Source organism: Citrobacter sp. RHBSTW-00599 (assembly GCF_013784065.1).
GTDB lineage: Bacteria > Pseudomonadota > Gammaproteobacteria > Enterobacterales > Enterobacteriaceae > Citrobacter > Citrobacter braakii.
Genome location: NZ_CP056717.1, coordinates 2386561 through 2409622, shown reverse-complemented (window position 1 = coordinate 2409622; position 23062 = coordinate 2386561). Strand labels below are relative to the sequence as shown.

26 protein-coding genes and 2 pseudogenes are annotated in these 23062 nt (G+C 49.4%); 4 read left to right on the top strand and 24 right to left on the bottom strand.

Annotated elements, in window-relative coordinates:
• Nucleotides 1-171 precede the first annotated feature (171 nt).
• The 7 genes and pseudogenes from HV243_RS11780 to HV243_RS11750 all read right to left on the bottom strand — a co-directional run.
• A pseudogene (locus HV243_RS11780) lies at nt 172-426 on the bottom strand (recombinase family protein); the annotation flags it as partial.
• 103 nt (nt 427-529) lie between these two features.
• The gene (locus HV243_RS11775; RefSeq protein ID WP_047502723.1) at nt 530-853 is read right to left on the bottom strand and encodes an antibiotic biosynthesis monooxygenase; all 324 of its coding nucleotides are present in this window, start codon (nt 851-853) and stop codon (nt 530-532) included.
• 325 nt (nt 854-1178) lie between these two features.
• Nucleotides 1179-3494: a sialate O-acetylesterase gene (locus HV243_RS11770; protein WP_220132204.1), complete on the bottom strand. Its 2316-nt coding sequence runs from the start codon at nt 3492-3494 to the stop codon at nt 1179-1181.
• Nucleotides 3495-3622: 128 nt separating this feature from the next.
• On the bottom strand, nt 3623-6346 hold the full coding sequence (locus tag HV243_RS11765; protein ID WP_181604059.1) for a host specificity factor TipJ family phage tail protein: 2724 nt from the start codon (nt 6344-6346) through the stop codon (nt 3623-3625).
• A complete protein-coding gene (locus HV243_RS11760) occupies nt 6343-6723 on the bottom strand; it encodes a hypothetical protein (protein WP_047502209.1) in 381 nt (126 codons plus the stop codon). The genes HV243_RS11765 and HV243_RS11760 overlap by 4 nt, the downstream gene beginning before the upstream one ends.
• Before the next feature lie 9 nt (nt 6724-6732).
• Nucleotides 6733-7221, bottom strand: a complete 489-nt coding sequence (locus HV243_RS11755; protein WP_181604058.1) for a DUF1833 family protein — start codon at nt 7219-7221, stop codon at nt 6733-6735.
• The gene (locus HV243_RS11750; protein WP_181604057.1) at nt 7218-7682 is read right to left on the bottom strand and encodes a hypothetical protein; all 465 of its coding nucleotides are present in this window, start codon (nt 7680-7682) and stop codon (nt 7218-7220) included. Before HV243_RS11750 ends, HV243_RS11755 begins: the two co-directional genes overlap by 4 nt.
• Nucleotides 7683-7739: 57 nt before the next feature.
• Between HV243_RS11750 and HV243_RS11745 the strand changes: the two genes are divergently transcribed.
• Nucleotides 7740-7961, top strand: coding sequence for a hypothetical protein (locus HV243_RS11745; protein WP_181604056.1), 222 nt, complete (start codon nt 7740-7742; stop codon nt 7959-7961).
• 22 nt (nt 7962-7983) lie between these two features.
• On the opposite strand, the gene HV243_RS11740 is transcribed toward HV243_RS11745, so the two are convergent.
• From HV243_RS11740 to HV243_RS11730, 3 genes and pseudogenes are all read right to left on the bottom strand, one after another.
• Nucleotides 7984-11235, bottom strand: coding sequence for a phage tail length tape measure family protein (locus tag HV243_RS11740; RefSeq protein ID WP_181604055.1), 3252 nt, complete (start codon nt 11233-11235; stop codon nt 7984-7986).
• A 78-nt stretch (nt 11236-11313) separates the two neighbouring features.
• A complete protein-coding gene (locus HV243_RS11735; protein ID WP_181604054.1) occupies nt 11314-11610 on the bottom strand; it encodes a hypothetical protein in 297 nt (98 codons plus the stop codon).
• 305 nt (nt 11611-11915) lie between these two features.
• A pseudogene (locus HV243_RS11730) lies at nt 11916-12293 on the bottom strand (phage antirepressor N-terminal domain-containing protein); the annotation flags it as partial.
• A 323-nt stretch (nt 12294-12616) separates the two neighbouring features.
• On the opposite strand from HV243_RS11730, the gene HV243_RS11725 reads away from it, so the two are divergent.
• Together HV243_RS11725 and HV243_RS11720 are read left to right on the top strand one after the other, a co-directional pair.
• Complete coding sequence (locus HV243_RS11725; protein ID WP_181604053.1) at nt 12617-12946, top strand: Arc family DNA-binding protein; 330 nt, start codon at nt 12617-12619, stop codon at nt 12944-12946.
• 44 nt (nt 12947-12990) lie between these two features.
• The gene (locus HV243_RS11720) at nt 12991-13497 is read left to right on the top strand and encodes a hypothetical protein (protein ID WP_181604052.1); all 507 of its coding nucleotides are present in this window, start codon (nt 12991-12993) and stop codon (nt 13495-13497) included.
• Between the two features lie 193 nt (nt 13498-13690).
• Here the strand turns inward: HV243_RS11720 and HV243_RS11715 are convergent, their stop codons facing one another.
• The gene (locus tag HV243_RS11715; RefSeq protein WP_181604051.1) at nt 13691-14362 is read right to left on the bottom strand and encodes a hypothetical protein; all 672 of its coding nucleotides are present in this window, start codon (nt 14360-14362) and stop codon (nt 13691-13693) included.
• A 178-nt stretch (nt 14363-14540) separates the two neighbouring features.
• Between HV243_RS11715 and HV243_RS11710 the strand changes: the two genes are divergently transcribed.
• Nucleotides 14541-15002 (top strand): hypothetical protein, encoded by a 462-nt coding sequence (locus HV243_RS11710; protein WP_249415231.1) that lies wholly within the window; start codon nt 14541-14543, stop codon nt 15000-15002.
• Between the two features lie 35 nt (nt 15003-15037).
• Here the strand turns inward: HV243_RS11710 and HV243_RS11705 are convergent, their stop codons facing one another.
• From HV243_RS11705 to HV243_RS11645, 13 genes are all read right to left on the bottom strand, one after another.
• Nucleotides 15038-15547 (bottom strand): hypothetical protein, encoded by a 510-nt coding sequence (locus tag HV243_RS11705; RefSeq protein WP_181604050.1) that lies wholly within the window; start codon nt 15545-15547, stop codon nt 15038-15040.
• Nucleotides 15544-16587, bottom strand: coding sequence for a hypothetical protein (locus tag HV243_RS11700; protein ID WP_181604049.1), 1044 nt, complete (start codon nt 16585-16587; stop codon nt 15544-15546). The genes HV243_RS11705 and HV243_RS11700 overlap by 4 nt, the downstream gene beginning before the upstream one ends.
• A 216-nt stretch (nt 16588-16803) precedes the next feature.
• Nucleotides 16804-16971 carry a hypothetical protein gene (locus tag HV243_RS11695; protein ID WP_103766491.1) on the bottom strand — a complete coding sequence of 56 codons (168 nt, stop codon included), beginning with the start codon at nt 16969-16971 and terminating at the stop codon, nt 16804-16806.
• Between the two features lie 149 nt (nt 16972-17120).
• Complete coding sequence (locus HV243_RS11690; protein WP_047500751.1) at nt 17121-17588, bottom strand: hypothetical protein; 468 nt, start codon at nt 17586-17588, stop codon at nt 17121-17123.
• A gap of 62 nt (nt 17589-17650) precedes the next feature.
• Nucleotides 17651-18823, bottom strand: coding sequence for a phage tail tube protein (locus HV243_RS11685; protein WP_181604048.1), 1173 nt, complete (start codon nt 18821-18823; stop codon nt 17651-17653).
• A gap of 26 nt (nt 18824-18849) precedes the next feature.
• The gene (locus HV243_RS11680; protein WP_181604047.1) at nt 18850-19242 is read right to left on the bottom strand and encodes a phage tail terminator-like protein; all 393 of its coding nucleotides are present in this window, start codon (nt 19240-19242) and stop codon (nt 18850-18852) included.
• On the bottom strand, nt 19239-19790 hold the full coding sequence (locus tag HV243_RS11675; RefSeq protein ID WP_047418035.1) for a hypothetical protein: 552 nt from the start codon (nt 19788-19790) through the stop codon (nt 19239-19241). Before HV243_RS11675 ends, HV243_RS11680 begins: the two co-directional genes overlap by 4 nt.
• Before the next feature lies 1 nt (nt 19791).
• Nucleotides 19792-20175 carry a glutamate 5-kinase gene (locus HV243_RS11670; RefSeq protein ID WP_181604046.1) on the bottom strand — a complete coding sequence of 128 codons (384 nt, stop codon included), beginning with the start codon at nt 20173-20175 and terminating at the stop codon, nt 19792-19794.
• A 1-nt stretch (nt 20176) separates the two neighbouring features.
• Nucleotides 20177-20572, bottom strand: coding sequence for a protein singed (locus tag HV243_RS11665; RefSeq protein ID WP_181604045.1), 396 nt, complete (start codon nt 20570-20572; stop codon nt 20177-20179).
• 40 nt (nt 20573-20612) lie between these two features.
• On the bottom strand, nt 20613-20846 hold the full coding sequence (locus HV243_RS11660; RefSeq protein WP_131346010.1) for an Ig-like domain-containing protein: 234 nt from the start codon (nt 20844-20846) through the stop codon (nt 20613-20615).
• Between the two features lie 47 nt (nt 20847-20893).
• Entirely contained in the window at nt 20894-21847 is a 954-nt protein-coding gene (locus HV243_RS11655; RefSeq protein WP_047500743.1) for a major capsid protein, read from the bottom strand.
• Nucleotides 21848-21857: 10 nt separating this feature from the next.
• On the bottom strand, nt 21858-22625 hold the full coding sequence (locus tag HV243_RS11650) for a hypothetical protein (RefSeq protein ID WP_181604044.1): 768 nt from the start codon (nt 22623-22625) through the stop codon (nt 21858-21860).
• An 81-nt stretch (nt 22626-22706) separates the two neighbouring features.
• The gene (locus HV243_RS11645; protein ID WP_131346016.1) at nt 22707-22892 is read right to left on the bottom strand and encodes a hypothetical protein; all 186 of its coding nucleotides are present in this window, start codon (nt 22890-22892) and stop codon (nt 22707-22709) included.
• Nucleotides 22893-23062 lie beyond the last annotated feature (170 nt).

Genomic DNA, 23062 nt, shown 5'->3' with positions numbered 1-23062 from the left:
AAAGGTAAGTTTGATGGTTGCGACTACAGCAATTAACTTTTAGGTTAGCAGCAACATTCAACGTCCGCTCTTCGCTCAAAGCGGACTGGCAATCATTCAATACTCGCACTATCGAACGTTCGCCAGTTCGCCGCCGCCCGTTCTTGCATACGACGACGCGGTGGCGTCTTCTCAACACCGAGCAGGAAAATTTTTGTATAGCGTCGACACCCCTACATTGTAAATTATAGCCACACGTTTTCTTGACCCACCTGCAGCTATCAACCTTCCAGCCTGAGCCCACTCTTCTGCGGTTAACTTTGGCCGTCTGCCGCCGATCCGACCATCTTCGCGCGCAGCAGCTAAGCCAGCCCGTGTTCGCTCAACAATAAGCTCTCTCTCCATCTCCGCCAACGCACCCATGACATTAAAGAAGAATCTCCCCATGACTGTCCACGCGCGCCTATCCATCAGGGCGCACACCGTTTTTGCCCAGCACACTGCCAAGTGAGGCAGCGAACCCGGAATGTTGCTTAGAATGACGTGAATGTCATACATGCTGATGTGCCTCCTTATCAGAAGAGTAATCACGGAACACTCTGGCAACACGTATTCTGTAGAATGAAAAAATTGACTGTTTTCCTTCTTTCTGTGCTGCCAAGTGCATAACATTTTGCTTCCATCCTGCTACAGATTCCTCATCTTCCCACCATGACAAAGAAAGAATTTTTCCGGGCGCGCTCAGGCTCTGGTAGCGCTCAATAGAAATAAAACCCGGCGTGTCTGACAGTAAAGGCTTCAGTTCGGCAGCAAGCTGAAGATATCTTTCCTGTGCCTCTGGCAGGGCGTCAGCTTCAAAAAGTACCGCAATCATGATTTAGCTCCGTCGTTAATTTCCGATCAGTTTATTACCGACGAAAGTATGACGCTTCGGCCAGCACCGAAGTATGTATGCTGCGTAAGAAGTGGAGGGAACGGATAAAAGCTAACTGAGCGATGAACAGGAGATGAATCGCCACGGATTTAACAGACACCTCAGAGTCATTTTTGGACTGCCCCCACCCCGGTAGTGTCAAAGACATCCAGCAGATTGGCCCTGATATGTTCGTCGGAAAAGTGGAATAGATACTGATCGGGTTGGATTTTAGCTATCACTGTTCCCGCACCTGGCTGCGTAAGGTGCGGGAACAGATGGTCTTTTACTGATTTAAGGACGCCCTCCCTATCTCAAGCTCATCAAGGCGCGCCGCCAGCTTAGTGCTGACAGAGCGCTGATAAGCCGCTTCAAAAATAAGGCATTCTGTATAACGCAGCCCGAGGCGTATCCCGGCTGACTTTCGAACCGGAATCATCACTGTCTCTTCCACTTCTTCAATCTCGGGCACGAACTCATCATTAACAAGCTTGTACTGAAGCGCGTCTTCGACTCTACGCTCGACCGTAACTTCTTCGCCGTCAACAATACCGGTCTCCCTGATAACTCCCGGCCCACGCTTCTGACGTGAAACAGTCCTGATTTGAGGTTCGAATACTTCTTCGAATATTTCGTCTTCACAGAACAACGCGTAACGGCGCGGATCCAGCCCCTCAGATTCAAACGCCGTAGCAACATCCTGTGCAATCAGCCCTGCGTGTAGCCGCGCGTCCTCACCTTTTTCATTCAGTGATTCCAGTATCTGATAAATTGTCGGCGGCACTTTAGCCCATGCCCGTAATTCAGCATCGGTTAACACTCCACGTAATTTTTTCGTCGTTATATCAGAGGTGTTGATTGCAGCAGTACCCGCATAGATAACTGACGCGCGGGCGCCTGGCGTTCCAACAGAAAAAGCATTGTCTGTCCTGAAATCGATGTTACCTGAAAACAGAGCGCGCCCTGATTCAAAGACAGCAAAGCCGGTTTTAGGTAAGGTTTCCGATTTTCCTGTCCCCACTTGAAAACGCACTGGGTCTTCGAGTGAGGTTTTGTATTCAGAAAACGCCCCGAGAGCCGCGCAATACGGATCCGCTATAGTATGTCCCCGCCCAGCAGCAAAGGCATAAGGCGCATTAATCGTGTTGCCATATCCAAATGCAGATGAGTACTGCGCGACTGCACTGAACGTGTTCAGGCGTCCCCAGGAAACAGAATAATTAGCGCCAGTATCCATCATGTTCTGATAGCCGCCAGCCAAAGAATAGTTTGTCGCTTGACACTGGTATCCCCAGTGAATCGCGTGCGACGCAGCAGGGCCGTTCGCCGGAAAATCACCCGTCGTGGAGCCTGCACTTACCAGGCTCGAAAATTTTGCCAGCGCGATGGCCTCGCCACTCCACGGACCCGCCCCCCGGGCAGAGAACGCTGCAAGAGTATGGCGGTGTGTGACCCCGCGTTCATGCAGTGCTTGCCAGATTCGATAATAGCCATGTTCCCAAAGGGATGTACCCAGCCAGTGCGTGTAATCTCCTGCACCATCAACGTCGTATTGCGTCTTTAGTCCTGCAGAGTTCACATAAATGCAGTTGCGGTTGTGGTTTTCACAATAATCCAGTTGCGCCTGCCAGACCTGGTAACGCATGTGTAATCCGCTCATACCCATGATAAACATCGGTGTGGTATCAGACATCCAGCTTTCAGCACGAAACTGCCTGTCCAGCGTGGCAAGCTTGCTGCGGTAATCCGTAATGGTATCTGTCAGTCCGTTAGCTTCCCCTTGCGCAAAGACAACCATATCGACTCTCGTCTTCCCTGTGGCGACAATTTCCGGTGAGGCCAGCGCCGCTTCAACCTTGCCTTTTATCGCTGCGTAGCGGACTGAGTTAACCCCCTCCCCTGTCCAGTCCTCAATGGAACGCCCACCTGCCGCATCATAGATGATGAACACCTTTTCTGCCTTAAACTCATCCACAAGGCGATGTGCAAATGCCAGCGCAATATTGTTGTTGCCGCCGTTCCCGTTAGGACTGGAGCGTGACAGCGGTGGACGGGTATAATCACTGCTTCCCCAGTCGCCCGTTGCACCATCCCAGATAACGATTTTATCGCTTGCCGGATTAGGCCCTCCACTATTTGCACCGACTGCATTCGACTGTCCGGTAATGACAATAATGAAGATTTTCTGAGCCAGTATCTCACCCAGCGTCAAATCACCCAGTCCTACCAGCCAGGCTCCATCCGGTAGTGCCAGTTCCTGACGCAGCATGTCAGCGTCCATCAGGACCAGATGATTAACATCCTCTGCCCAGCTTATGGCATCCGTTCCGCGGGTCGTGAATGGAACATCCGTTGCTGTATTCAGTCTCCAGAACTGCCCCTGATACCGGATTGTCTGATTTCGTGCAGTGAAAGTAAGGGGACCGTCCTCGTAATCGCCGAGAAAGTCATATCCGGACTTAACAAGAAATTCCTGAAAGGCAGCAGAAAAGCGGGCAAGTTGTTCTTCATGAGCTGACTCCATGCCGTGCCAGGTTTTACGGGAATGTCCAAGACGATCATTGCGTCGATCATTCACCTGGTCATTCATCAGATAATCCATGTTTTGCGCGTTATCGTTAAGGTCTTTAGCAGCAGCAGATCCCAGCGGGTTGCCGGTGTTATAAGTCGTCATATGAGCCTCATAAACGAAAAAACCCGCCGAAGCGGGTGATAGTTAAGTAGGTGAAATCAGGCTGTATCGCCGGGATATGTTGCATTGTCGTAATCGTAGAAGCTGGGTTTATACTGTTTCGCCGTTATCTGACATGTGCCATCAGATTGCGGGGCTATCTCTGAGACAAGAGCGTTATAGCCCACTCGTGAAGAGTCGCAGAAAATCAGGCGTGGCGGTTCAATGCCGGGATCATCAAGAATCATGTCATCGAACGTCGCCAGGTAAGGTACGGAAACCCGGTAATCACCTGCACTGGTCGCCACCATTAGTGAGGAAGCCGAACCATCCTGATAACGAACCAGCACGCGAGGATTTGGAAACGACCAGTCAAGCCGCTCTGTCACCGTGAATGTCGTTGTGCCATCCACAGACGCCATCGACTCAATCAGTGTGCTGACCGTCTGGCTACCGGGTATATCGTCAGTCAGCACGATACGGTCGCCGATGTTATAGCAAAGTGCGTCCAGCTCAGTAGATGTCGTATGGGTCAGCCGCTGCTGCTGATACTTCATCAACCGGCGCATGCCGATTTGGTACGCGCGATCACGATCAAGCACACCATCAAGAGTGTAGTCTTCGATTTTGACAGGGGTTGGATTATCCGGGGTCCGGCACTGTACCGTCTCCTCAGCCCAGGTCGTTCCGTTGATATACGTGACATCAACGCCGTCATAATCGTCACCGGAGGGAGCAACGAATGCAGTTTGCAGGTCTTCAGTCATCTCATGCGGACTGATAACCCCGGACCATGGCTTTACGCCTTCACGCGCAACCGAAGCAAGCCCGTCCGTCAGCAGAAAATAACTTTTCCCGGCGTTGGCTATCTTCTGCAAAACCTCCAGCGCAGATGTGCTGTCAGTCGTCTCGAAATCGAAAAACTCATTGCCTGGCGTCCAGTACGCACTTTCCAGCGCATCAATGGCGTCGGTGTCCATGTCCAGCCCCAGCGAGTTACCAACGTGGTACAGGGCGCCAGAGATGCTTCTTGGTGCGCCAGTGTCGTAAATCCTTGTCGCTACCACGTTAACCCGGCGATCGGACTGAGCAGCCAGCTTGCCGCCTGTTTCCACCGTGACCCCCATCGTCGTTACGCCAGCGTACGATGACGGCCAGGTCAGAAGGCGGCCACGCAACGATTGCCAGTACATATTATCGCGGCTGTTATCCTGTCCCTGCTCGTTAGTGCGTCGACACCGCACTTCAACAAGGCCGGGAGAACTCAGCGTGATGCGCTCAGTAAAACCAAGACCATTTATATTTTTTGTATTATACGAGCCGGTTTTGCTCATCCATCCAGAACCAGAGCCATAGACGCGGTACTGAACTTCCCAGCGAACCGTTCTGTTTTGTTTTCTCCCTTTTTTGTCGTACCAGCAAATGCCATTCGGGAAGAAGAAATTCACTTCAAACATGTCGATGGTTTCATTATCCGGGCATGCCAGAAACGGCCCCATCCAGGAATCATTCTGGTTAACGCCAGATGCGTCAAAATCAAGCACGGTGCGCGCAACGAAACCCGGCCATGTGTTATTGACAACGCCGTCAATCAAGCGTTGAAGAGTCACACTTGTACCGTCAACGTCGAAAATTTTGTACTGATATCCGGCGTGAGAAACGGAAAGCCTGATATCCCCCTCTGGAATACCCGTAAAAGGCGTGCCGGTGTCACTCTCATAAGCCAGCGTTACCGAGGCGGGGACTTCCTCTTCTTCCTCTGTCGCGTCTGCATGCGGCGTATACGAAGCGATAAACAGGCTATAGTCGACGCTGTTGTACCAGAGCGTTACCGGCATGCCGACATAAGGGGCGAGTTCCGCCAGATTGTCACTGGTAATTCGGCTGTATGCGCCATCGTTGGTTACAACAAACTGATCGGGTACGATTAGCTCAACCGTTGCGCCAGCAATCCACGAATCAGGCAGCTCGTTTGTTGCAGTATCGTCGTCAGCGCTTAATCCGTTAAACGTGATTGTGCTTCCAGACACCGTCAGTGACTGCGCAACAACATCATCCTTGTCCGGCGCGGTCTGGGCCATATCCAGCCCGGCGCCAGAGCTGGTGCCTCCAACTTCAGTGGAGTTAAACCAGTTTTCGCTACGGCGATCACCAGCCACATTCTGGCCGGGCTGAAAAACGGTGTACGCGAAACTATCACCCAGCGATGAAACAGGCGTGGCACCAACACGCATATCCCCTTTGCCGAATGAAAATTGTCCGAATCCCAGCGCGACGAACATTTCAACGGTCATCACTGTCGGATCATCCTGGCTGAAGCGGGTTACCGGCTGTACTACGTAATCGGGGTAAATTCGGCGGCGTCCGAACAGCTCACGAATCGGCTCCCCAAGCTTAGCCTGGTTGGCTTTAGCCGGGTTTACATCGAGTGAATCGCCTGTTCCTGATGAATACCCTCCCGGATCGACCGCGCCTGGTGCAAAAAATAGCGCATATGCAACGGATGCGGCAGAAATAGCAACAGCTATCCACGCAATTGTCCCGGCCTCCAGCCCGTAAGGGATCGGATAGATACGTACTTCACTGGATGGGGCTATGACATAATCGAACCATTCCGTTGCGGGAATATTTTCGCCATCAACTTCAACCGCAATCGGGTGTTTAATATCTGAACGATAATTATCAACGTTGCTAGACAACCACTGATGAAGAGTCAGCGCGCCATGTTCATGTATTTCCAGCGGCTCGCCGGGTAACCGGGATGGATAAATTCTGATAGTCACTGCCAGAACTCCACTTTAACAAACCGACGCATAAAGCGCGGCAATGGAAGGATGGTCACGTTGGTCTTTGGGTTGCATTCCACAACATAAAGTTGCTCGTTGATATCCACCACGACTGCAACATGCGTTACTGTTGAACCGGAATAGCAATAAACCCCTGCACCAGCGCAAGGCTCGCATTGGGAAAGAGTCAGTGAAAAACTTTTTGCTTCTCGGTCAAGGCCACCATCGTCTTTAGTTACTCCGGCAAAATCCGGCCATTCATGAAGCCCCAGATCGCGACGAACTTCATTCACGATGCCGAAACAGTCAAGTTCAGGGTAAGCGCGTCCGCCCTTCAGCCATTTGACTGAAAGGTATTTATCTTGATTGAACATTGAAACTCCTTAGCTCATGTAACGAAGGCCAGGATAGAACGGGAGTGTGTAGCGATAGCGGGGCCAGCCTGTATCCAACACGTTCATGTACCCTGCGATAATCTGCGCCTGCGTCGCGGTCCAGTACCCGTTTTTAACCGTCATGGTATAAGGACGTTCGGCGGGAGCGGTTAAATCGTCAGAGGTAAACTGGCGGTAAGTTACTGTGGCGCCACGCAAGTTTTCCAGCGCGCTACGCACGGATGTCGATGCCTCGCCATTAATGTTAGAGACTGCAAACTGCAGATCCTGTGTACCGTCGCTGTTTCGCGCAGGTAACGCAACGTCGATGGTGCTTGCGATAAATGTCACTTCTTCTCCGGTTTCTGTTGTCGCGGTTATGTCGTCATAGCCATCACAGAGATACAGAGCATCATCACCGATGTTGATCTGCAGGGTTTTGATAATGACCTCTTCACCGGAAGAGGCGTACAGTCGTTTTAAAGTCGGGCTGGTCATGCTTCGGGCCACTCCCTGTTAATTGCAATATCAATGATGCTGCTGTTGATGATGTAATCCGGGAACTCAGCCCAGCCATCGCCAAGAACAGGACGTGTCCATAGCTCCAGCGTCGCGGAGAACTGCCAGTAAATCGGGGCGACCAGCGTCGGCCCCTGATAGATATCGGTGAACCGGCATTTATAGAACTCAACGCCAAGCGGGGTCTGTAGTCGCATAAAAAACCAGTCAGCACCGTCAGTGATCGTTTCGCGGTACCAGGCCTCAAATAGCTGGGCCTGAATGTCCGTTTCAAAAAGCCACTGCACATTTGCCTGTGTTGGCGTGGAAATGAATGCCCGGCGCTGGCGGGCACGGCCGGTTGTCATTGCGGTACGCTTTAACGGACTGACTGGCTGAAATGCATAGCCATCCTGAAGCGGCATCGGAAGGTAGTCGTGCGGGTAGAAAATGTCAGGCATACCCTCCCCCTAAAAAGCATGTAGAATAATTTTTCACCTTTAAACCCTGGAGGCCTCATGGATTTCTCAACCAATCACGACAATAGCGATCTCTTTGCCGATTATGGCTTGCGGATTTACGAAGATACCGAAACTGGCAGCAACTCAGCGGAGATTGCTGTTCGAATTGAAGAATTTATTGATTCAAGGAAAGAGCTGGACATGGAAATCCGTAAGCGCGCCCTCGAATTCTTGAAGAGAGCTGTAATCCAGTTAGAAGAAGAGCTTTCAGATAAGTGAATAAGGGGCCACGTCTGTCCCCTTATTCTTTATATCCGCGTACATAACGGCTTTTAAGTGCCTTCCCGAAGCTGCCCTGTGGATTGATAACATCGTTTGTCATCTCCCCCTTTAACTGCCGGGTAAGTTGCTTGTTGTTCTGGTTGAGCGTAGCGTTCAACTGTTCTGGGGTAACACCCTGCAAGTTAAACTCTTGTTTAATCGGTGCATGAACAGTAGTTCGCCTGCTGTTATCACTATTCACGTTCTGCACCCCGGTCCCAAAACCCGGTTTGCTGAGCGTTGCATCGAGTGGTTTACCATTCCGTAACGCCTCAAGTTGAGTGACGCCGATTCGGTTCGTTGCAGCCTGATCGAAGACAAACTCCCCTTTATGAACAACACCCGCGGGCTGATACTTACCGCCGGGGCCGGTATAACCGCCGGAGGCGAAGCCAACGGCAGCGGCACTGGTTATGCTGGAGGTAATCGAGGCCATAAGCCCAACAACCTGTGCAACGGCAGCAAGGTTGGCCGGGAACGGCAACCCCGCCAGCGCCTGCCCCATCGCCATAGGGAGTTGCAGGGCAGCCTGAGCAATAGCAAACCCTTTCTGTGTCACAAAAGCAGCTTTGTACATCGCGGATTGCTCACCAAACATCGCACCCATCGAATCGGTGATGCTGGAGAAGGAGTTTTGAGCGGATTGCATCTGCGCAACGTAGACAGCCGTGCTTAACGCCTCCTGGTTCTGACGTCCCTGTTGCTGCAAGGCCAGTAGCTGTTGCTGCTTCTGCTCCTCATTCCATACGGTACTCTGCGTTATCGCCTGCTGTTGCTGATTCAGCCAGGCTGCATAATCAGTCAGGGACTGTTTCAGCTTATCAATGATTTCAAGCTGCGGATCGATTTGCAGCCCTATCATGTTCAGGCCCTGCCCTGCGAGGTCGTTATTGGTCGCACTTGAGGTAAGCGTTCCACCTGCCTTGTTAACTCCTGATATGACTGAATCCGGCAGTATTGATTTACTAATCAGGTCAGTTGCCTGTTTTCCAGCATCCTCAGGTGACAGTTTTTTGAGATCGACCATCTTTTGCAGGATTTCGAGACGTTTTTGCAGCGCCTCATTTTGCCGTAACTCCTTCGGTGCGATTTGCTCCTGTATCTTCCGGTATTCGTCCAGGGTCTTAACAGAGTTCTGTAGCGCTTCCTGCTGTTTGTAGGCCTGCAATATTGCACCAGAACGGGAAAGAATCGACCGTTGATCGGCTGTAAGCTGCGTTTTTGACTTTAGGTCAGCAATCTGCTGTTCGAACTTAACCCGTGCCTGTGTCGAGCTATTCAGCCTGTCACTGGATTCCAGTTGAGACTGCATAGCGGCAGTCTGCTGATTGATTTGATCGAGTAGTCGGGTGGCTGCGTCCTCTGTGTAGGCCCTTCCTTTAGGTGTTTTTGGCGTTTTGGGTTCTTTGTATCGGTTGCGGATTTCAGATTCCAAAAAGGTGTAATCCAACTTCGCGCCCCTTGCTTTCAGGTCGTTTAAATCCTTAAGCTCTTTAGCCATCTGCTGTTGTCTGGTTTGATATTTCAAGGCAAAGGCATTCTGATCTTGCTGAAGTTTTATTCCATCCTGCTGTTTTTTAAGATACCCATCATAGGCTTCGTTAATAGCCTCCTGCGCAATTTTTTCTCCCTGAAGAGATGAAAGACGCTGTTTTAATAAGGCTACGCCCTTTTGTTGACGATCAAGATCATCAGACTTCCAAGGTCCGTATGGCCCTGCATTTGCGGACTGTCCTTTCTGAAAGTCAGATAACGCCCTTTGTGCACGTTCAAGCTCTCCGCTAGCATCCTGAATCTTCTGCTCAATAGACACTTCGCGACCAATATCAAGCATAGAGTTCCAAGCCCAACCAGCAGCTTTGGCTACAGAGTTCCATGCAGTTTCAAGATAGCCGAGATTTTCTTTAATTTGGTTTGAGCGCTGGATCATTGAGGATGAATAGGATTCACTGGCAACTCGCGCCGCCTCCCGCTGATTTCCCTCATCTTGCAATGCTTTAATCTGGTTATAGGTTGCCAGTGTCAGAAAGTGGTACTGGTCGTTAAGTTTGGTGATGGCTGCTACTGGATCGACAGCAATGTCGTTGAAGTTACCTACCAACTTTTCAGTGGCAATGCCTGTGGCGTCACTGGTTTTAACGATAGCGTTTGTAACGCGCTCCAGCAAATCGCCAGCCACCTTCCCAGAAGAAACAAGTTGATTAAGCGTGGATGCAGCTTTACCAGTGGTTGAATCCGCCGCAATGCCAGCACGGGCAGCTATATCAGCCAATTGGCCGGATGTTTTTCCGACCTGATTACCAGTTAGAACGAGGGATTTATAAAACTCGTCCTGCTCCTGCGAGCCTTTGTAATAAGCCAGGCCAAGGACACCGACTGCCGCAGCTGATAGAGTTAACGGATTTATAAGCCCAGTTACATACCTCCCTACACCTTTAATCGCTGGTCCGATACCGCCAAACATGTCCTTAAGCTGCCCGCCCTGTTGTAACAGTACGGTCATTGGAGCCTGGCCGGAAGCTAAACTCACTACAATGTCAGTCATCTGCGCAGGAATCATGCGCATCTGATAAGCCATAGCGCGGGAAGTGACACCAGTCTTTTTCATCGCGTCTTGGGTGATTTCGAGTTGCTTGCGGGTATTTGCAAGGCTGTAAGAAAGCACATCGTATCTTTCTGGCGACAACATGCCCGAAGCCTTCGCGTTGTCGAGCTGCTTCTGCTGATCTACCAGTTTCTTAAATGCAGTACCTATCGGGTCAAGCTGAGCTGAAAGGCGCTGAAGTGATGCGCTTTGCTCATCTCTGGCTTTTGCAGCTGCTCTTTCAGCCAGCGCCTCACCATTGATTGCCTTTTCCGTATCGCGGATTTTGGATACCAGGTAATCAAAATCATCATCTGGCAGAATCCCAGCCTTCTGGTATTTCTTGAGTTCCTGATATCTGTCATCCAGCTTATCCAAGGCCGCACTAACCGGGTCAATCTGGTCCCTTAGTTTTGCAAGCGCTTTTTGTTGCACACTCAGTTCTTGGCGATGGTTCCGCGTCTCTTTGGCTGCGGATTTTTGCACAACGTTGTAATCAATGAACTCATGCTTCAGTCTGTCTGTTGCCCTTTCCGCCTGCTCGCCAGCCTGGGTGATTCTAGCCAGCGCCGTCGCCAGATTATCGGCATTATTCTTTGCCCCGGAACTATCCAGAACAATAGCAAGGCGTGATGTTTGTTCGGTCATTTACCTTTCTCCGGGCGTAAAAAAACCCCGCCGAAGCGAGGTCGTTTGCATTGAGTGATTATTCTGAAAAACAGATAACTAGTTATTATCAAACTTCTTTAAATATCCAACTAAAGCCTTTGCATTATCACAATGTTTTTTATCTTTTGGTAAAACCTTAGTTTCCTCAAGGCAGCTTTGGGTATAGAAACCTGCATTGTACATCGCTAGGGAAGCGAGCGATAAAACCATTTGTTGGCATAAAGTCTCATCTTGATGATTTTTACATACCAACTCAGCTCCTTCTTTTATCTCTTCAACGGGTTTTTTTTCTTGTGCCAATGCGCTTGAAGACAATAAAAAATACAAAATTCCAGCAACAAATATTTTTCTCACATCCCCATCCCCCTAAATAAATGATGGGGCAATCGTAGCAGAGGCGAATGGATACGACAAAACCCGCAGTTAAGCGGGTTTTGTCGTATGTGAATGACAGCGCTCTTACATCACCACGTAGCCAACTTCTCAGCCAACAAATCCCGTTTAATGACAATCCAACCACTTTTACGCAGACCGCTTAGTATCTGCTCAACTTTACCGACAAACATGTCTGACCCGATGCGCTCGATGCTCTCAACCTGCCCATCGCGAATACGGAGATGGAGATCAATATTCATCATGTCGATTGCTGGCTCCACGATACGCGGATTCGTCACCTGCCCCTTCGTCCAATATTCGTAGAGAACATCGTCGCATTCTTCCTGGTAGCGGATTACGTTATCGCGGATCTCCGACTTAACCTTGTTCGGGCTGATGGTGTTCAGCCAGGCGGCAAGTTTGCGGAGAGCGAGGCAGATCATCGAGCGAGATTTGCCATCTGCAGCAACTATTGTGATTTCCACAATAGTTGATTTGAAGCGTTGTTTAAGCTTCGTAAACTGCGATGCCCAGTCCATGCCCATGCCATCAATGATCGGCTTCATCGGGGTGTACGGCTCGCCGTTGTGATTCACTATATACAGCTCATTGCCGTGGAATGGTACGTTGATGGTAGAAACTGCTGTTGATATACTGTTCATGTTGGTTTTTCTCTCAAGGATTTACTGACAATCGAAGCCCTGACTGTTACCGCAGTCGGGGCTTTGTTCATTCTCGACACTTAATTCCCTGTCGCTCCGCGTACTCACGCATGGCCCGCACCGCCTCTTTACTAAAAGATCGATCGGATTTTATAGCCAGTTCTTCGAACGCCTTTTCCAACCACTCAGGCATCCTCAATGTCTTAACTTTCATACTCCCTCCTTTTGTATGTGGTACGCATACATAGTATTTAGGTACGCATTGCTAGTCAATACATATGTACTTATCCTGATGATACATATTTGTATCATGGTGAAATCTCGTGAGTAGACCTTATAAAAATCCCCAAGTTAACCTGCGACTGCCTGAAGATCTTAAGCAGAAAATTGCTGCGCTTGCGGAAAAAAATGGTCGCTCTGCAAACGCAGAAATGGTCGCAGCCATCGAGGCTTGGGTTGAGATGCATGACATCCCGACAGAAAAGGCATTGACGCTTTCAGAAGTAGCTTTGGGCATAAAGAAACTACAACAGCAGTTGAATATTCTCGCAGAAGGTGCTCACCTCAGAATTGATGAACCAGATGCGTATCTGCATCCAGCAATTGAGGCTCAGATTGGCGCTCACATCAAAAAAAACACTGGTAAAAACTAAAGCGCTCTTTAGGAAGCGAGTTTAAAATCAGTCAAGGATAAGTGATGGATAAGTTCGACAGAGAATTACAGCTGCTTATACTTAAGGCCGCTGTGGATGCATACCCCAAAACAACTTCACATGAGCAATTTCGTAAGCATATAGAATTTTACTCTGAAGAACACTCGCAAAAAGTTCTGGCAAATATAAGCTACCTTGTTGAACATGGCTTAATTAGGATGTTTTCCCACAATCACTTGGCAACAACAAGCGTGGCGCTTGGAGGGATGCTCGCCACAAAAGATGGAATTGATTTCTTACTTCAGGATGGCGGATTAGGTGCGATTTTGAAAGTTCAAACCATCAAATTGCACCGAGAAACACTTACAGCCATTGAGGATTTTATCTCTCTGGCAAACATTCCCGAATCTGAGAAGCAGAGTATCGTTTCAAAGCTTCGGCAGCTTCCGGCAGACGCCATAGAACATTTGACGAAGGAATTAGTGGTGAAGGGGGCTCTGAGCCTGCCGGTAGCACTTCCACTAATTCAAAAATTCCTCCATCTGGGGTAAATTCATAAGATTCGCACACCAGCGAGAATCTGCCCCACCCCAACGTGCGGCTAAGCAGCACCCAGAAATCAGGCTGGTTCGGTGCATCAATAAAAAACCCATTAGGGTGAAATACAGCAGAATGAATTTTCATCATAGCCTCATAAGAAAAGCCCACCTGAGTGGGCTTAAACCATCGGGGAAATTAATAATTTTATCTAAAGTTACTAATTACTTTATATCGGATGCTCTGGTTTGTAGCTTCAAGCACTTCAATCTTGGCGCCTTTATAACCTATAACTTTAGATTCCGATAAGTCATATTCGACATCGTTATTGAAGGCAGGTCTTGCCATATCAGATGATGACTCACGATAGCCAATGTTGATTTTATTACCTACACGACCGTTATACAGCAATGTCTGCTGAAAATTATTAGAAGAACTAATGTTTAGGTTGGTTTTTTCAAAAGGCATATTGTCTTCGCAAGTTGATACTGAAAAGACAGTGATAACACAGAGTGTCTTGGTACCTTCTTTGACCATCAATGCCTGCCACATATCAGCTAATGCAGCTTTCTGAACATTCGCAGAATCAGCCATTCCTGTAGGCATATAGAATTCGGACTTTCCATCCTGGCCGACTTTCTTCAGATTGCCGGGGGTCACTGTATAACCCCATGAAACTCTTGCTGGTGCAGTAACTTTTATCCCTTCGTATTTTGCTAAAATACCTTGAGATAACAGAGCGTCTCCTACATAGGACGTGTTAACGGAGCCTACAGGTGGTTCACTTAAACTTTGCGTTGTTGGCGCATAGTTGTACTTGGGCGATGTACACCCCACTAAAAGCACTGCTCCCAAGGCCACGGCCAGATTTTTTTTCATAATATAGTCCCTTTGATTGCAATCGGAAACATCCTATCACACAAAATTTGTAAGGCAATCAAGGCTTCTTGGGCAGCGAGGCAACAAATACAGCTCCGATTGGCTGATCGTTTATCAGGCTTTTAGATAGCGAGCTTCCGGGGTAGGTTAAATGGTAAACTCAAGCTAAGGAAACGACATGGAAAAGTATGACCGCGAATTACAACATTATATTCTTTCTTGCTGTATAAACTCCTACCCAGCTCACACCACATGGGATAGTTTTGATTCCGAAATAATGCAGGTTGACGATGTTAAACTCTCTGCAAATATGATTTATCTTGCTGAACACGGCCTACTCACAATCAGAGAGCAGAGGAGTGATGACCCTTACTCTTTTCTTGATAACATGCGCGCTACATGCAAAGGAGTAGATTTTATGCAAAACGATGGTGGGCTTAGTGCAATCCTCAACGTCCAGACCATCAAATTCCACCGAGAAGCAGTGGTCATCCTCGAAGATCTCATTGCCATATCCAACATGAACGACGAGCAGAAAGAAAAGGCTAAATCCACACTCGGCGAACTATCAACGGAAGCCCTTAAAATTGTGGTGCAAGCTGCAACTACAGCTGGGCTATCGAAGCTATTTGGACAATGAAGGCTGGCCAAAAGCAAAAACCCGCCGTCGCGGGTTTATTCTTTTTTCTTCGGAGCGAGAACAGACTCGGCAGCACGGCGAGTTGTACTTTGCCTTGAGGTATACCGTTTAACCATATCCGGACCAATCAAACTGTAGACAACTGTTATGAGCTGCCATAACGTCAGGAATACAAGAAGACCGTATGACAAACCTCTAAAAAAGACTTTATGAAGAATAATCCAGTCAAACTCTTTTAATAAAGGAGCAAACACTCCTATTATTAAGACACTTGCCAAAATTGCTGTCGAATGAACTATGGGGGTGAACAATCGATGTATACCGCTACCATTGGCATCCTCTTTCCCGCCCTTAAATGATTTTTTTAATCTTTCAGGATAGATAATAGCGAACCAAGCACCAACAACTGCAAAAATAATTGAAGCAGTAGTCCTAAGCGCTTCAAATAACGGCCATTGCTGGGAAAAAGAGATATGGCGTCCCAGATACCCAGCACCAATCACAGTACATGCGGTAATCAAAATAAACGCCACCTTTATCTTCATAACAAGCCAGCTCCTCTCAGTATTCGTTCTTTTTTACCTCCAAGCTCATCTAATAGAGACTGAAGATTAACTATCTCATCGTTTTCCCTCTCTAAGCGTAAATCAAATTGAGTGCGCGAAAGAGAATTACTCAACCAATAAGTTTTGTTCGGCTCACCCTGAAAAATGAAGCCATAATCATTGACCTCAGAAACATCTTCATCCCAATCTTCAATCATTTGATTCACGTCAGCTAAAGTTACATCAGGTGAAACAATATATTTAATTTTAGTAGATGCACCAGGAGCCTGGTTAGCACCAAGCTGAATGAAATCGAGCATTTTTTGCCAAAGCCCAAGTTGCTCTGGTTGAGCAAGATCGAGTTCAATCACTCGCTCAATTTTTTTGATTAAATTAGCTTTTTGCCTGATGACCTCATGGCGACCAGGATTTTTTATTAAAGAGGTTGAAAATCGTGGGTAGTAACGCTTCTTTTCCTCATCAACATCATCAACATTAGCCATGTAACCAGTAATTTTTACTTCATGTGCTCCCTCTTCTGTTTCAACAACTTCGGCTTTCACGTGCCTAGACGATTGTTTGAGGAAACATTGCAAATACTTTTGTAAAGTGCCTTGTGATGTAAGCTTGTTATGCAATCTCACCGTCGCCATGAGATTTCGTTCGGGAATGAACCAGAAATAAGTGGCGTACCCAGGAATACTGCCCTCTTGTATCGGATTCATTATCACCGCAGGCTCCTCACCAAACCTAGAATCCTCACTAAGAGAAGGCATCCTTTGTCCATTGCTGGGAACTTCATTCCAAAGAAGAAGAGCCCAATCACTGCCAGAGGAACGAGAATCAACAAGGTAAGCGGGATATCGTTCTTCGTCAGTCTCAAAAGTCTTTGTTTCTTTGAGTGTCTTCGGCTCAGCCCAAGCTTTCAAATCCTCCAACATCTCTGTCACGCTACCAAATTCAGCTTCCCTTGCCCCCGTTCGGTAGTATCCGGCCTTGTTAATTTTGTAAAATGTAAAAGTGGCCTGTTCAGTTACCATAAAGCTCAATCCCATAAGAAGTAAGATGAGATTACTTTAATAAATAATGGTCTAATTAGTTACATGGTTATTTGAACAGGTCGGCAACTGTATAAACATACAGTATTGTTTTGTAGCTCTGTAAACAACAAGTTTTTGTCTATCAATCATACGGTGATCCATCAGTATATAGTTGAATTTTACCTAAAACTAAAAACCTTCGAGCAATGCGGAGGCTCATTTCTTCTTGCTGCTTCCTTTCTGTTCCTTCGCCCACTCATCCCGCCAGGCATCGTCGAGGGCAAGTATCGAAGCATCAAACTCTGTACGGTCAATCAGGATAGAACGTGAGGCCAGATAGCGCTCGATATCGTGCAGGGACAACGGGAGCGGTACGCCAGCCATTCCGGTATACTGTCTGCCGCGAGAAATCATTGCGTAAGCGTTGAGTATCTCCCCCGTTACAGCATCAATCTCAGGCTCAGGAATTGGCGGGAGTTTTAATTTCTCCCTTCGCCACTTTGCCTTTTCACCCTGCTCCCCGCCGAATTCACTCAGCCACTTCTGCGCTTCGATGACTTTTTTACGGTTTCCTGCTTTTGCTGCTCTTTGCCCTGGGCGATGCTGGCTGCCTCCGCCAGAATTTGCCAGTAAATCGCTGGCTCCTGTTTCAGAAGTGCAGCTCCGCGTTCCGGCGTGTATTCAATCGGAACTTCTTCGCCATCAACAAGCTCACCAACGCCCTTCCAGTCTTTGAGCAGGTAATGCGCACAGTTGTCGATAAGCAGATCATCAGCAGAGTCTATTTCCCCGACCGCTGACAGGCTAAATTCGCTGGTTCCAACCTGGTAACTGGCGTCCATTTTTTCAATATGACGACGGATAAGAGCATTACGCGAGCGATACTGGTCGTTATCAATGCTGTTGACGAGCAGTTTCAGGCCTTCAATGGGTTTCAGACCTTTCAGTGGTGTGAACCAGCGCTCGCCACCAACATCAATTCGTGGGGCTAGGATAATCATTAAAAACTCCTGCATGAAAAAAGCCCGCGCCACCATGTAGAGCGGAACGGGCAAGGGAAATTTTATGGTTCAGTTACGGTAATCTCGGCGGTGGCGGTGAAGCCTCGCACTTTACCGGTTATCGTTGCGGTGCCGTCGCCGGCTCTGACTACCTGGCAGGTTTTTTGGCCTGTCGATACCACCGTTGCGACAGTCGGATCTGATGACTCCCACTGCACAGCATCAGTCGCACCAGCCGGGGCAAGGTTCGCTGTCAGCGTGACGGAAGTACCGACATTACCTGATGAAGTTTCTGGCGTTACGCTGATTGCCGTGGCAGGGACGGTAACAGCGCGGGTAATCGTCGGCGACTCGTCAGCTGCAGTGATATCCAGTTGAACCTGGATAATGTCGGTATTGCCGCCATCCGGCCAGTCGCCAGAGACCTGCACTTTTGGGAAGTTAAACGTGTACTGTCCTTCGTCGTTCGCCAGTGTGAAACTGAATGGCACGGTTGCGCCGGTAAGCGTTTTACTCCAGACCTCCCACGCTGCTTTTGACCACGACAAAGTGATCGAACCTGACGGCGTGAACGTAGTCGGGATATTGGCCCCGGCATACGGTGAGCCGGTACCGATACAACGCTGAGTCTGAACGTTGTTATCAAACTGGATGTTAAAGGTATCAATACAGAAACCATCACCACCATCGACGCCATTCAGGTTAATTGCCGTGACCTCTTTGAACGAGTAACGCAACTCGCCAGCATTATCAGCAGGGCTGCCTGTGATGTAACTCGTATCGTCTGCTTTTGAGTCCCAACCCAGCCCGGCGAATGTGACTGTCGCGGTAACGTCACCATCATTCGGAACTTCCAACTGGAACACGCTTACCTGCGCGCCACGAACAATAGAGGCAATGCCAACGTCCGAAGCATATGTCGCAAGAGAGAAGGAAATACGGTCATTCCCCATCGTCAGCACATTGCTTGCCCACTCTGCGCCAAAACACGAAGCAAGAAAGTCATCATGCTGGCCATAGCGGAATTTTGCCCCGACATCGCCGCCAACATCGACCGTCCCCAGCGTAGCGCCCTGCGCCATTCTGGTACCGCCGATTTCGTCGTTATCGTTGGTGTTCTGGGACGGGCCAACGCCCCAATTGGTACGTTTGAGAAGATTCCAGACGCCAGCAGGCGTAATTCCTGGTGTCGTCTCCCGGATAAAGGCCGAGAGTACCTTAGCGCCGCTCGACATGCGGTCACCTCCATCGAAGTTAAGCGCTACAGAGCGCGGTAAGGAATTTGTAGATTGAGCTGAGACCAGCCGTCGGCCTCGCCCGCCGGGACTGCCGATACAGCGAAGTAACTCAGTCGTCCGTCATTCTGGAATTCAAAATGCTCCGTTAGCTGGTCTGCTGTTTGAGTAAGCAGAATCGTGCCGGTGTAGACCGGTACAAATAGCTGAATGATAAGTACACCGGTTCGATGAACTACCGGCCCGTTCCCGGTTTCTTTGGCTCCCGCCTGCCCTGAAATATTGGTGAAGCGTGCCCAGATATCGCAGCCGCTCGGATCAAATAGCGGTCCGTTGGGATAGTCCACCGCATCAGAAGCAATAGCGGTCTGAGCCGTCATTCGGGAAATGACGGCGTTTCTGATTTCTGTAAGGGTCATTTGTAGGCCTGAACGACACCGTTAAATGAAACTGCATAGACGCCCGCTGGAGCCTGCGTTGAATGCCCGTTCTCCAGAGGTACGGAGTAAGGAAGGTTTGACTGGATATAAATCACTGAGTAGGCCGGAGCCTGATCGATGATGTTTTTACCGTTGAGAAATGTCGTCGTTCCGCGCGGGTCCTCCTCTGTTGGAACCGAGTAATCCGGTGATCCGATACTTACGAAATGCGAAGCCCTGAACGTACCCGCACGATAATCTGCCGGGCGTTTGATATCCATGCTGTCGTTAACACGTACTTTCTTCCTGAGTCGCCCGGTTTTGGTCAGATTATCCGGGTTGTCGTAGAGCGATTCGTTCCATTCTCCAACCGCTTTGGAGTACTCGACGGCGGTAGCGTTAATCGCCCATAACTCTGGATTGCCGACAGGAGACCGTTTCACGATTTCATTCAGCAACTGTGTAGCGATGGCTCGCTGCCGCAACCTCACGTCATCGGCCACCAGCCCGGCGAATGCTGCCGGGTCAATACTCCAGCCCTTAGCCATATCACGCCCTCCGTAACTGGATGGAATACGCAGCACCAGCGGAATCAACAGCGGCGGTTATGACCTCATAACGCTGAGGTACACAAGTTATCGGTTCCGGCGCCGTGACAAAGTGCCCGACTGCTGGCCTATCGGTCACCTCGTTAACCAGGGCGGTTAATTTCAGGTCACCGTGCAGGATATTAACGCCATCGATACGACGGAGTTTGTACCGCGCCATAACACCGCGCCCTGAATACATCACCTGCGTTTCACTGCCGGTTTCCGTTACCGGATCCCAGTCACCTCGATGGGTGTATGTTCCAGTGAAATCCTTAACAGCATCCTGCAGGTCGGTATCGAATGCTGCGGCGACTTCAGTTTGGAATTCATCACGTATTCCCATATCACGCCCTCACAAAGAACGTCTGAATCGGGTTAAGCATCCATGGCTTGAGCATGGCAAACGCCAGTTGCAGATCGGGATCGAGTAGCTCAGTACTGGAGGTTGAAAGCTCGGCAAATGTTTTTGAGACTTTCACATCATCGGCTTCAACGCTTTTGCTCGTCACCACGCCGGAATCCGTCTTTTGCTGATACAGATTGCCAGCAGCTGCTACGGAAGCGACAAACGCTCCGGCTTGCTTAACCTCTTCGGGAATATGTTCCAAGTCGATATCCTGAAGGTTTAGAGCCGTCATCCAGGTGTTTGCCTGGAGCAAGGCTTTAGCCTTTATGTCGGCTGCAGCCCAGGTATCACCCAGCAACTCGTCAACGTCCTGGATTGTTATATAAACGGTCATTGAGATCTCACCAAAAGAAACGGGGCTTACGCCCCGTCAGTTAACCACCCGCTGGAGCAGTGAACGCAATCGCTTCAGTTGTTTTCACCACATCATCGACGGTAGCCGTCACAGTAAAGGAGCCGGCCGTATCAGAGGTGAGTTTCACCGTCGAGCCGCCTGCAGACCCCGTCTGTGATGTCGAAGCGCTTAGCGTACCGCCAGTAGACGTCCACGCTACAGATGCCCCTGAGACTCCTGCACCATTTTTGGTGTACTTGAGCGAAACGGTCACCGCGTCGGTACTGTCAGCAGTTGCGGAAGTTTTATCCGCTGACAGGGTTACTCCCCCGTAGGGGCTTCCAGCTTGATCAGTACGCCTGCAGTGGATTTGTTACTGGTAAAATGTTTCTTCCAGTTCGCACCAGTGCCGATTTTGGTCAAGTCAGGGTTAGCGCCCTTCGTTTCATCCCAGCTGTAACCCAGAAGTTCAACGTTAACCGTACCCTCTGCGCGATAACCGATCGCAAGGTTTTCCTGGTCGTTAATGTTGTAGGAACGAAAACCCGGAGCCTGCGATTCCGTTACGGATACCGCGCCGGCCACCAGCCCCAGAATCGCATCAACAGGCATGGTGTCGGTTACCAGTACAGGCTTACCCAGTGTGCCTGGCTGTCCGCCATAAACCACCACCCCAGCTTCTTCGTAGATTTTGTTGTCGATAGACTGATCAACAATGTCGAAATAGGTCGTGGAATGCATTACGAACAGCGCAACACGGTTGAATTTATCGCCGTATTTACGCAGGCCTCGGGTCAGGGTTTTCTTACCATCAGTGGCTATATCCGCTGATACCGCCATATCAGCGTTAGCGCCAATGGCTGCGACAAGTCCCTGAAGGGCATATTTGATATAACCTTCAAGCGTTGCGTCAGCTACGTCTACGCCAATCACCTCTGAGAATTCGCTAACATCGCGGCCACGACGTTTAAACGCTTCTTCGGTGGTTTCATATGGGCCGTATTTCCACGGCGCTTTAACGCTGACAGACTCACCGGCACCGATTTTTTTACCCGTTACCGGGTCAGTGGAGTTAACGTCGCGCGACTCAATAGAACCGCCAACTTTATAGAAGGTACGCTTGCGGAAATCCCCCTCGATCAGCTCGTTATCAAGAATGATTGCGCCATTTGAGGCGGCATTGAAGACTTCCAGATTATCCTGGCGACGCTCAAGAAACGCAGTCTGCGCGAGGTCATCATAAATAATCAGATCGCTGTTTACGGTCGTAGGCATTGATTAGTCCTTACTTAGGCAATTTGAGATAGGCCTGCTGGCCATGTTTGCGGATGTAGTCCGCTTTATTGCTTGAGCTCATTTCTGAACGTTTGAGGCTTCCGCCGCCAACTGGTTTGTGACCACCAGCACCGGAGCCTTCAGCGCGCGGGAACAGGTGCGGGGCCGTCTCTTTCAGAGATTCAGCCCACTCGACAGGGGTTAACGGAGTCTTACCGTCTTTTCCGAACAGAACATCGCCATTTGCATCAACCGCTACGGCCTCGCCATCATCGTTGAGCTGGAAAGTGCCTTTGGCACGGAGAATGAGATCGTCGGACGCTTCCGGCAATGCTCCCGCCTTTAGCGCGGCACTGCGGATAGCATCACCGAGAACACGATCCCGGAATTTACTGGAGAACGCTTCAGCCTTTTCAGCGCGTTCATTCGCGGCTTTGATTTGCTTATCAACATCAGCGCGTAACCGTTCAGTGCGCTTATCCAGAACCTCATCAACTTTCCCGGCGGCGATCAGCTGCGCCTCTTCATCGTCGGAAAAACGCTGGAGAATGCCGCGCACAGCGTCCGGGTCGATACCATCAAAGCGGGAAAGGTTTTCTTTCTGCTGTTTAATGGTGCCCAGCAGTTCTCTGTTTTTCGTTTTCAGGCCCGTGACTTCGCTGGTCACGCGCTCATCAATCATCTTCTGGATTTCAGGGGTGATTTCGATACCACCGCCAGCACCCTCACCATTGCCTTCAGGCGCACAATATTTCAGAAGCATATTTCGGATTAACATATTTTCCCCTCGGGATTTTGCCGGGCCTCGCCCATAAAAAAGCCCCGGCAGATGCCAGGGCTATGTGTGTACGTTTAACGCTTAATCAGGGTTGTTTAACCGGGTGTAAACCGAGCCTATCAAGATGCCGATCATTCGGCCTTCCGGCGTGGTTTCTCCAGCCTCTTTGCAGATAGTGTCCAGTTGTTCAAGGATGTCATCAGGCAATGGGTCTGCGTGGGCCAGATCTGATGCTTTTTTCAGGAACGGGAATTTTGTTTCAGCCACTGGAGGATCTCGGGATTAATAATGTCAAGATTACCGCTCATATACGCCGACATAATTTCAGCGAAAAGCTCTTTCGGCGCTTCGGACGCATAGGCGCTGATGGAGCGCCACCAGCCTTCATCATATGCGCTTTCTACCATGCCACCAACATCAGTGCGTGAGTAATACAA

What these genes read in the sequence shown, in the direction of transcription:
- HV243_RS11770 (WP_220132204.1), bottom strand. Translation starts at nt 3,494, where the DNA reads ATGGATTATCTGATGAATGACCAGGTGAATGATCGACGCAATGATCGT.
- HV243_RS11685 (WP_181604048.1), bottom strand. Translation starts at nt 18,823, where the DNA reads ATGTCGAGCGGCGCTAAGGTACTCTCGGCCTTTATCCGGGAGACGACA.
- HV243_RS11665 (WP_181604045.1), bottom strand. Translation starts at nt 20,572, where the DNA reads ATGACCGTTTATATAACAATCCAGGACGTTGACGAGTTGCTGGGTGAT.
- HV243_RS11680 (WP_181604047.1), bottom strand. Translation starts at nt 19,242, where the DNA reads ATGACCCTTACAGAAATCAGAAACGCCGTCATTTCCCGAATGACGGCT.
- HV243_RS11675 (WP_047418035.1), bottom strand. Translation starts at nt 19,790, where the DNA reads ATGGCTAAGGGCTGGAGTATTGACCCGGCAGCATTCGCCGGGCTGGTG.
- HV243_RS11705 (WP_181604050.1), bottom strand. Translation starts at nt 15,547, where the DNA reads ATGAAGATAAAGGTGGCGTTTATTTTGATTACCGCATGTACTGTGATT.
- HV243_RS11740 (WP_181604055.1), bottom strand. Translation starts at nt 11,235, where the DNA reads ATGACCGAACAAACATCACGCCTTGCTATTGTTCTGGATAGTTCCGGG.
- HV243_RS11670 (WP_181604046.1), bottom strand. Translation starts at nt 20,175, where the DNA reads ATGGGAATACGTGATGAATTCCAAACTGAAGTCGCCGCAGCATTCGAT.
- HV243_RS11720 (WP_181604052.1), top strand. Translation starts at nt 12,991, where the DNA reads ATGGATAAGTTCGACAGAGAATTACAGCTGCTTATACTTAAGGCCGCT.
- HV243_RS11750 (WP_181604057.1), bottom strand. Translation starts at nt 7,682, where the DNA reads ATGCCTGACATTTTCTACCCGCACGACTACCTTCCGATGCCGCTTCAG.
- HV243_RS11700 (WP_181604049.1), bottom strand. Translation starts at nt 16,587, where the DNA reads ATGGTAACTGAACAGGCCACTTTTACATTTTACAAAATTAACAAGGCC.
- HV243_RS11715 (WP_181604051.1), bottom strand. Translation starts at nt 14,362, where the DNA reads ATGAAAAAAAATCTGGCCGTGGCCTTGGGAGCAGTGCTTTTAGTGGGG.
- HV243_RS11745 (WP_181604056.1), top strand. Translation starts at nt 7,740, where the DNA reads ATGGATTTCTCAACCAATCACGACAATAGCGATCTCTTTGCCGATTAT.
- HV243_RS11760 (WP_047502209.1), bottom strand. Translation starts at nt 6,723, where the DNA reads ATGTTCAATCAAGATAAATACCTTTCAGTCAAATGGCTGAAGGGCGGA.
- HV243_RS11755 (WP_181604058.1), bottom strand. Translation starts at nt 7,221, where the DNA reads ATGACCAGCCCGACTTTAAAACGACTGTACGCCTCTTCCGGTGAAGAG.
- HV243_RS11775 (WP_047502723.1), bottom strand. Translation starts at nt 853, where the DNA reads ATGATTGCGGTACTTTTTGAAGCTGACGCCCTGCCAGAGGCACAGGAA.
- HV243_RS11655 (WP_047500743.1), bottom strand. Translation starts at nt 21,847, where the DNA reads ATGCCTACGACCGTAAACAGCGATCTGATTATTTATGATGACCTCGCG.
- HV243_RS11695 (WP_103766491.1), bottom strand. Translation starts at nt 16,971, where the DNA reads ATGGCTGGCGTACCGCTCCCGTTGTCCCTGCACGATATCGAGCGCTAT.
- HV243_RS11710 (WP_249415231.1), top strand. Translation starts at nt 14,541, where the DNA reads ATGGAAAAGTATGACCGCGAATTACAACATTATATTCTTTCTTGCTGT.
- HV243_RS11690 (WP_047500751.1), bottom strand. Translation starts at nt 17,588, where the DNA reads ATGATTATCCTAGCCCCACGAATTGATGTTGGTGGCGAGCGCTGGTTC.
- HV243_RS11650 (WP_181604044.1), bottom strand. Translation starts at nt 22,625, where the DNA reads ATGTTAATCCGAAATATGCTTCTGAAATATTGTGCGCCTGAAGGCAAT.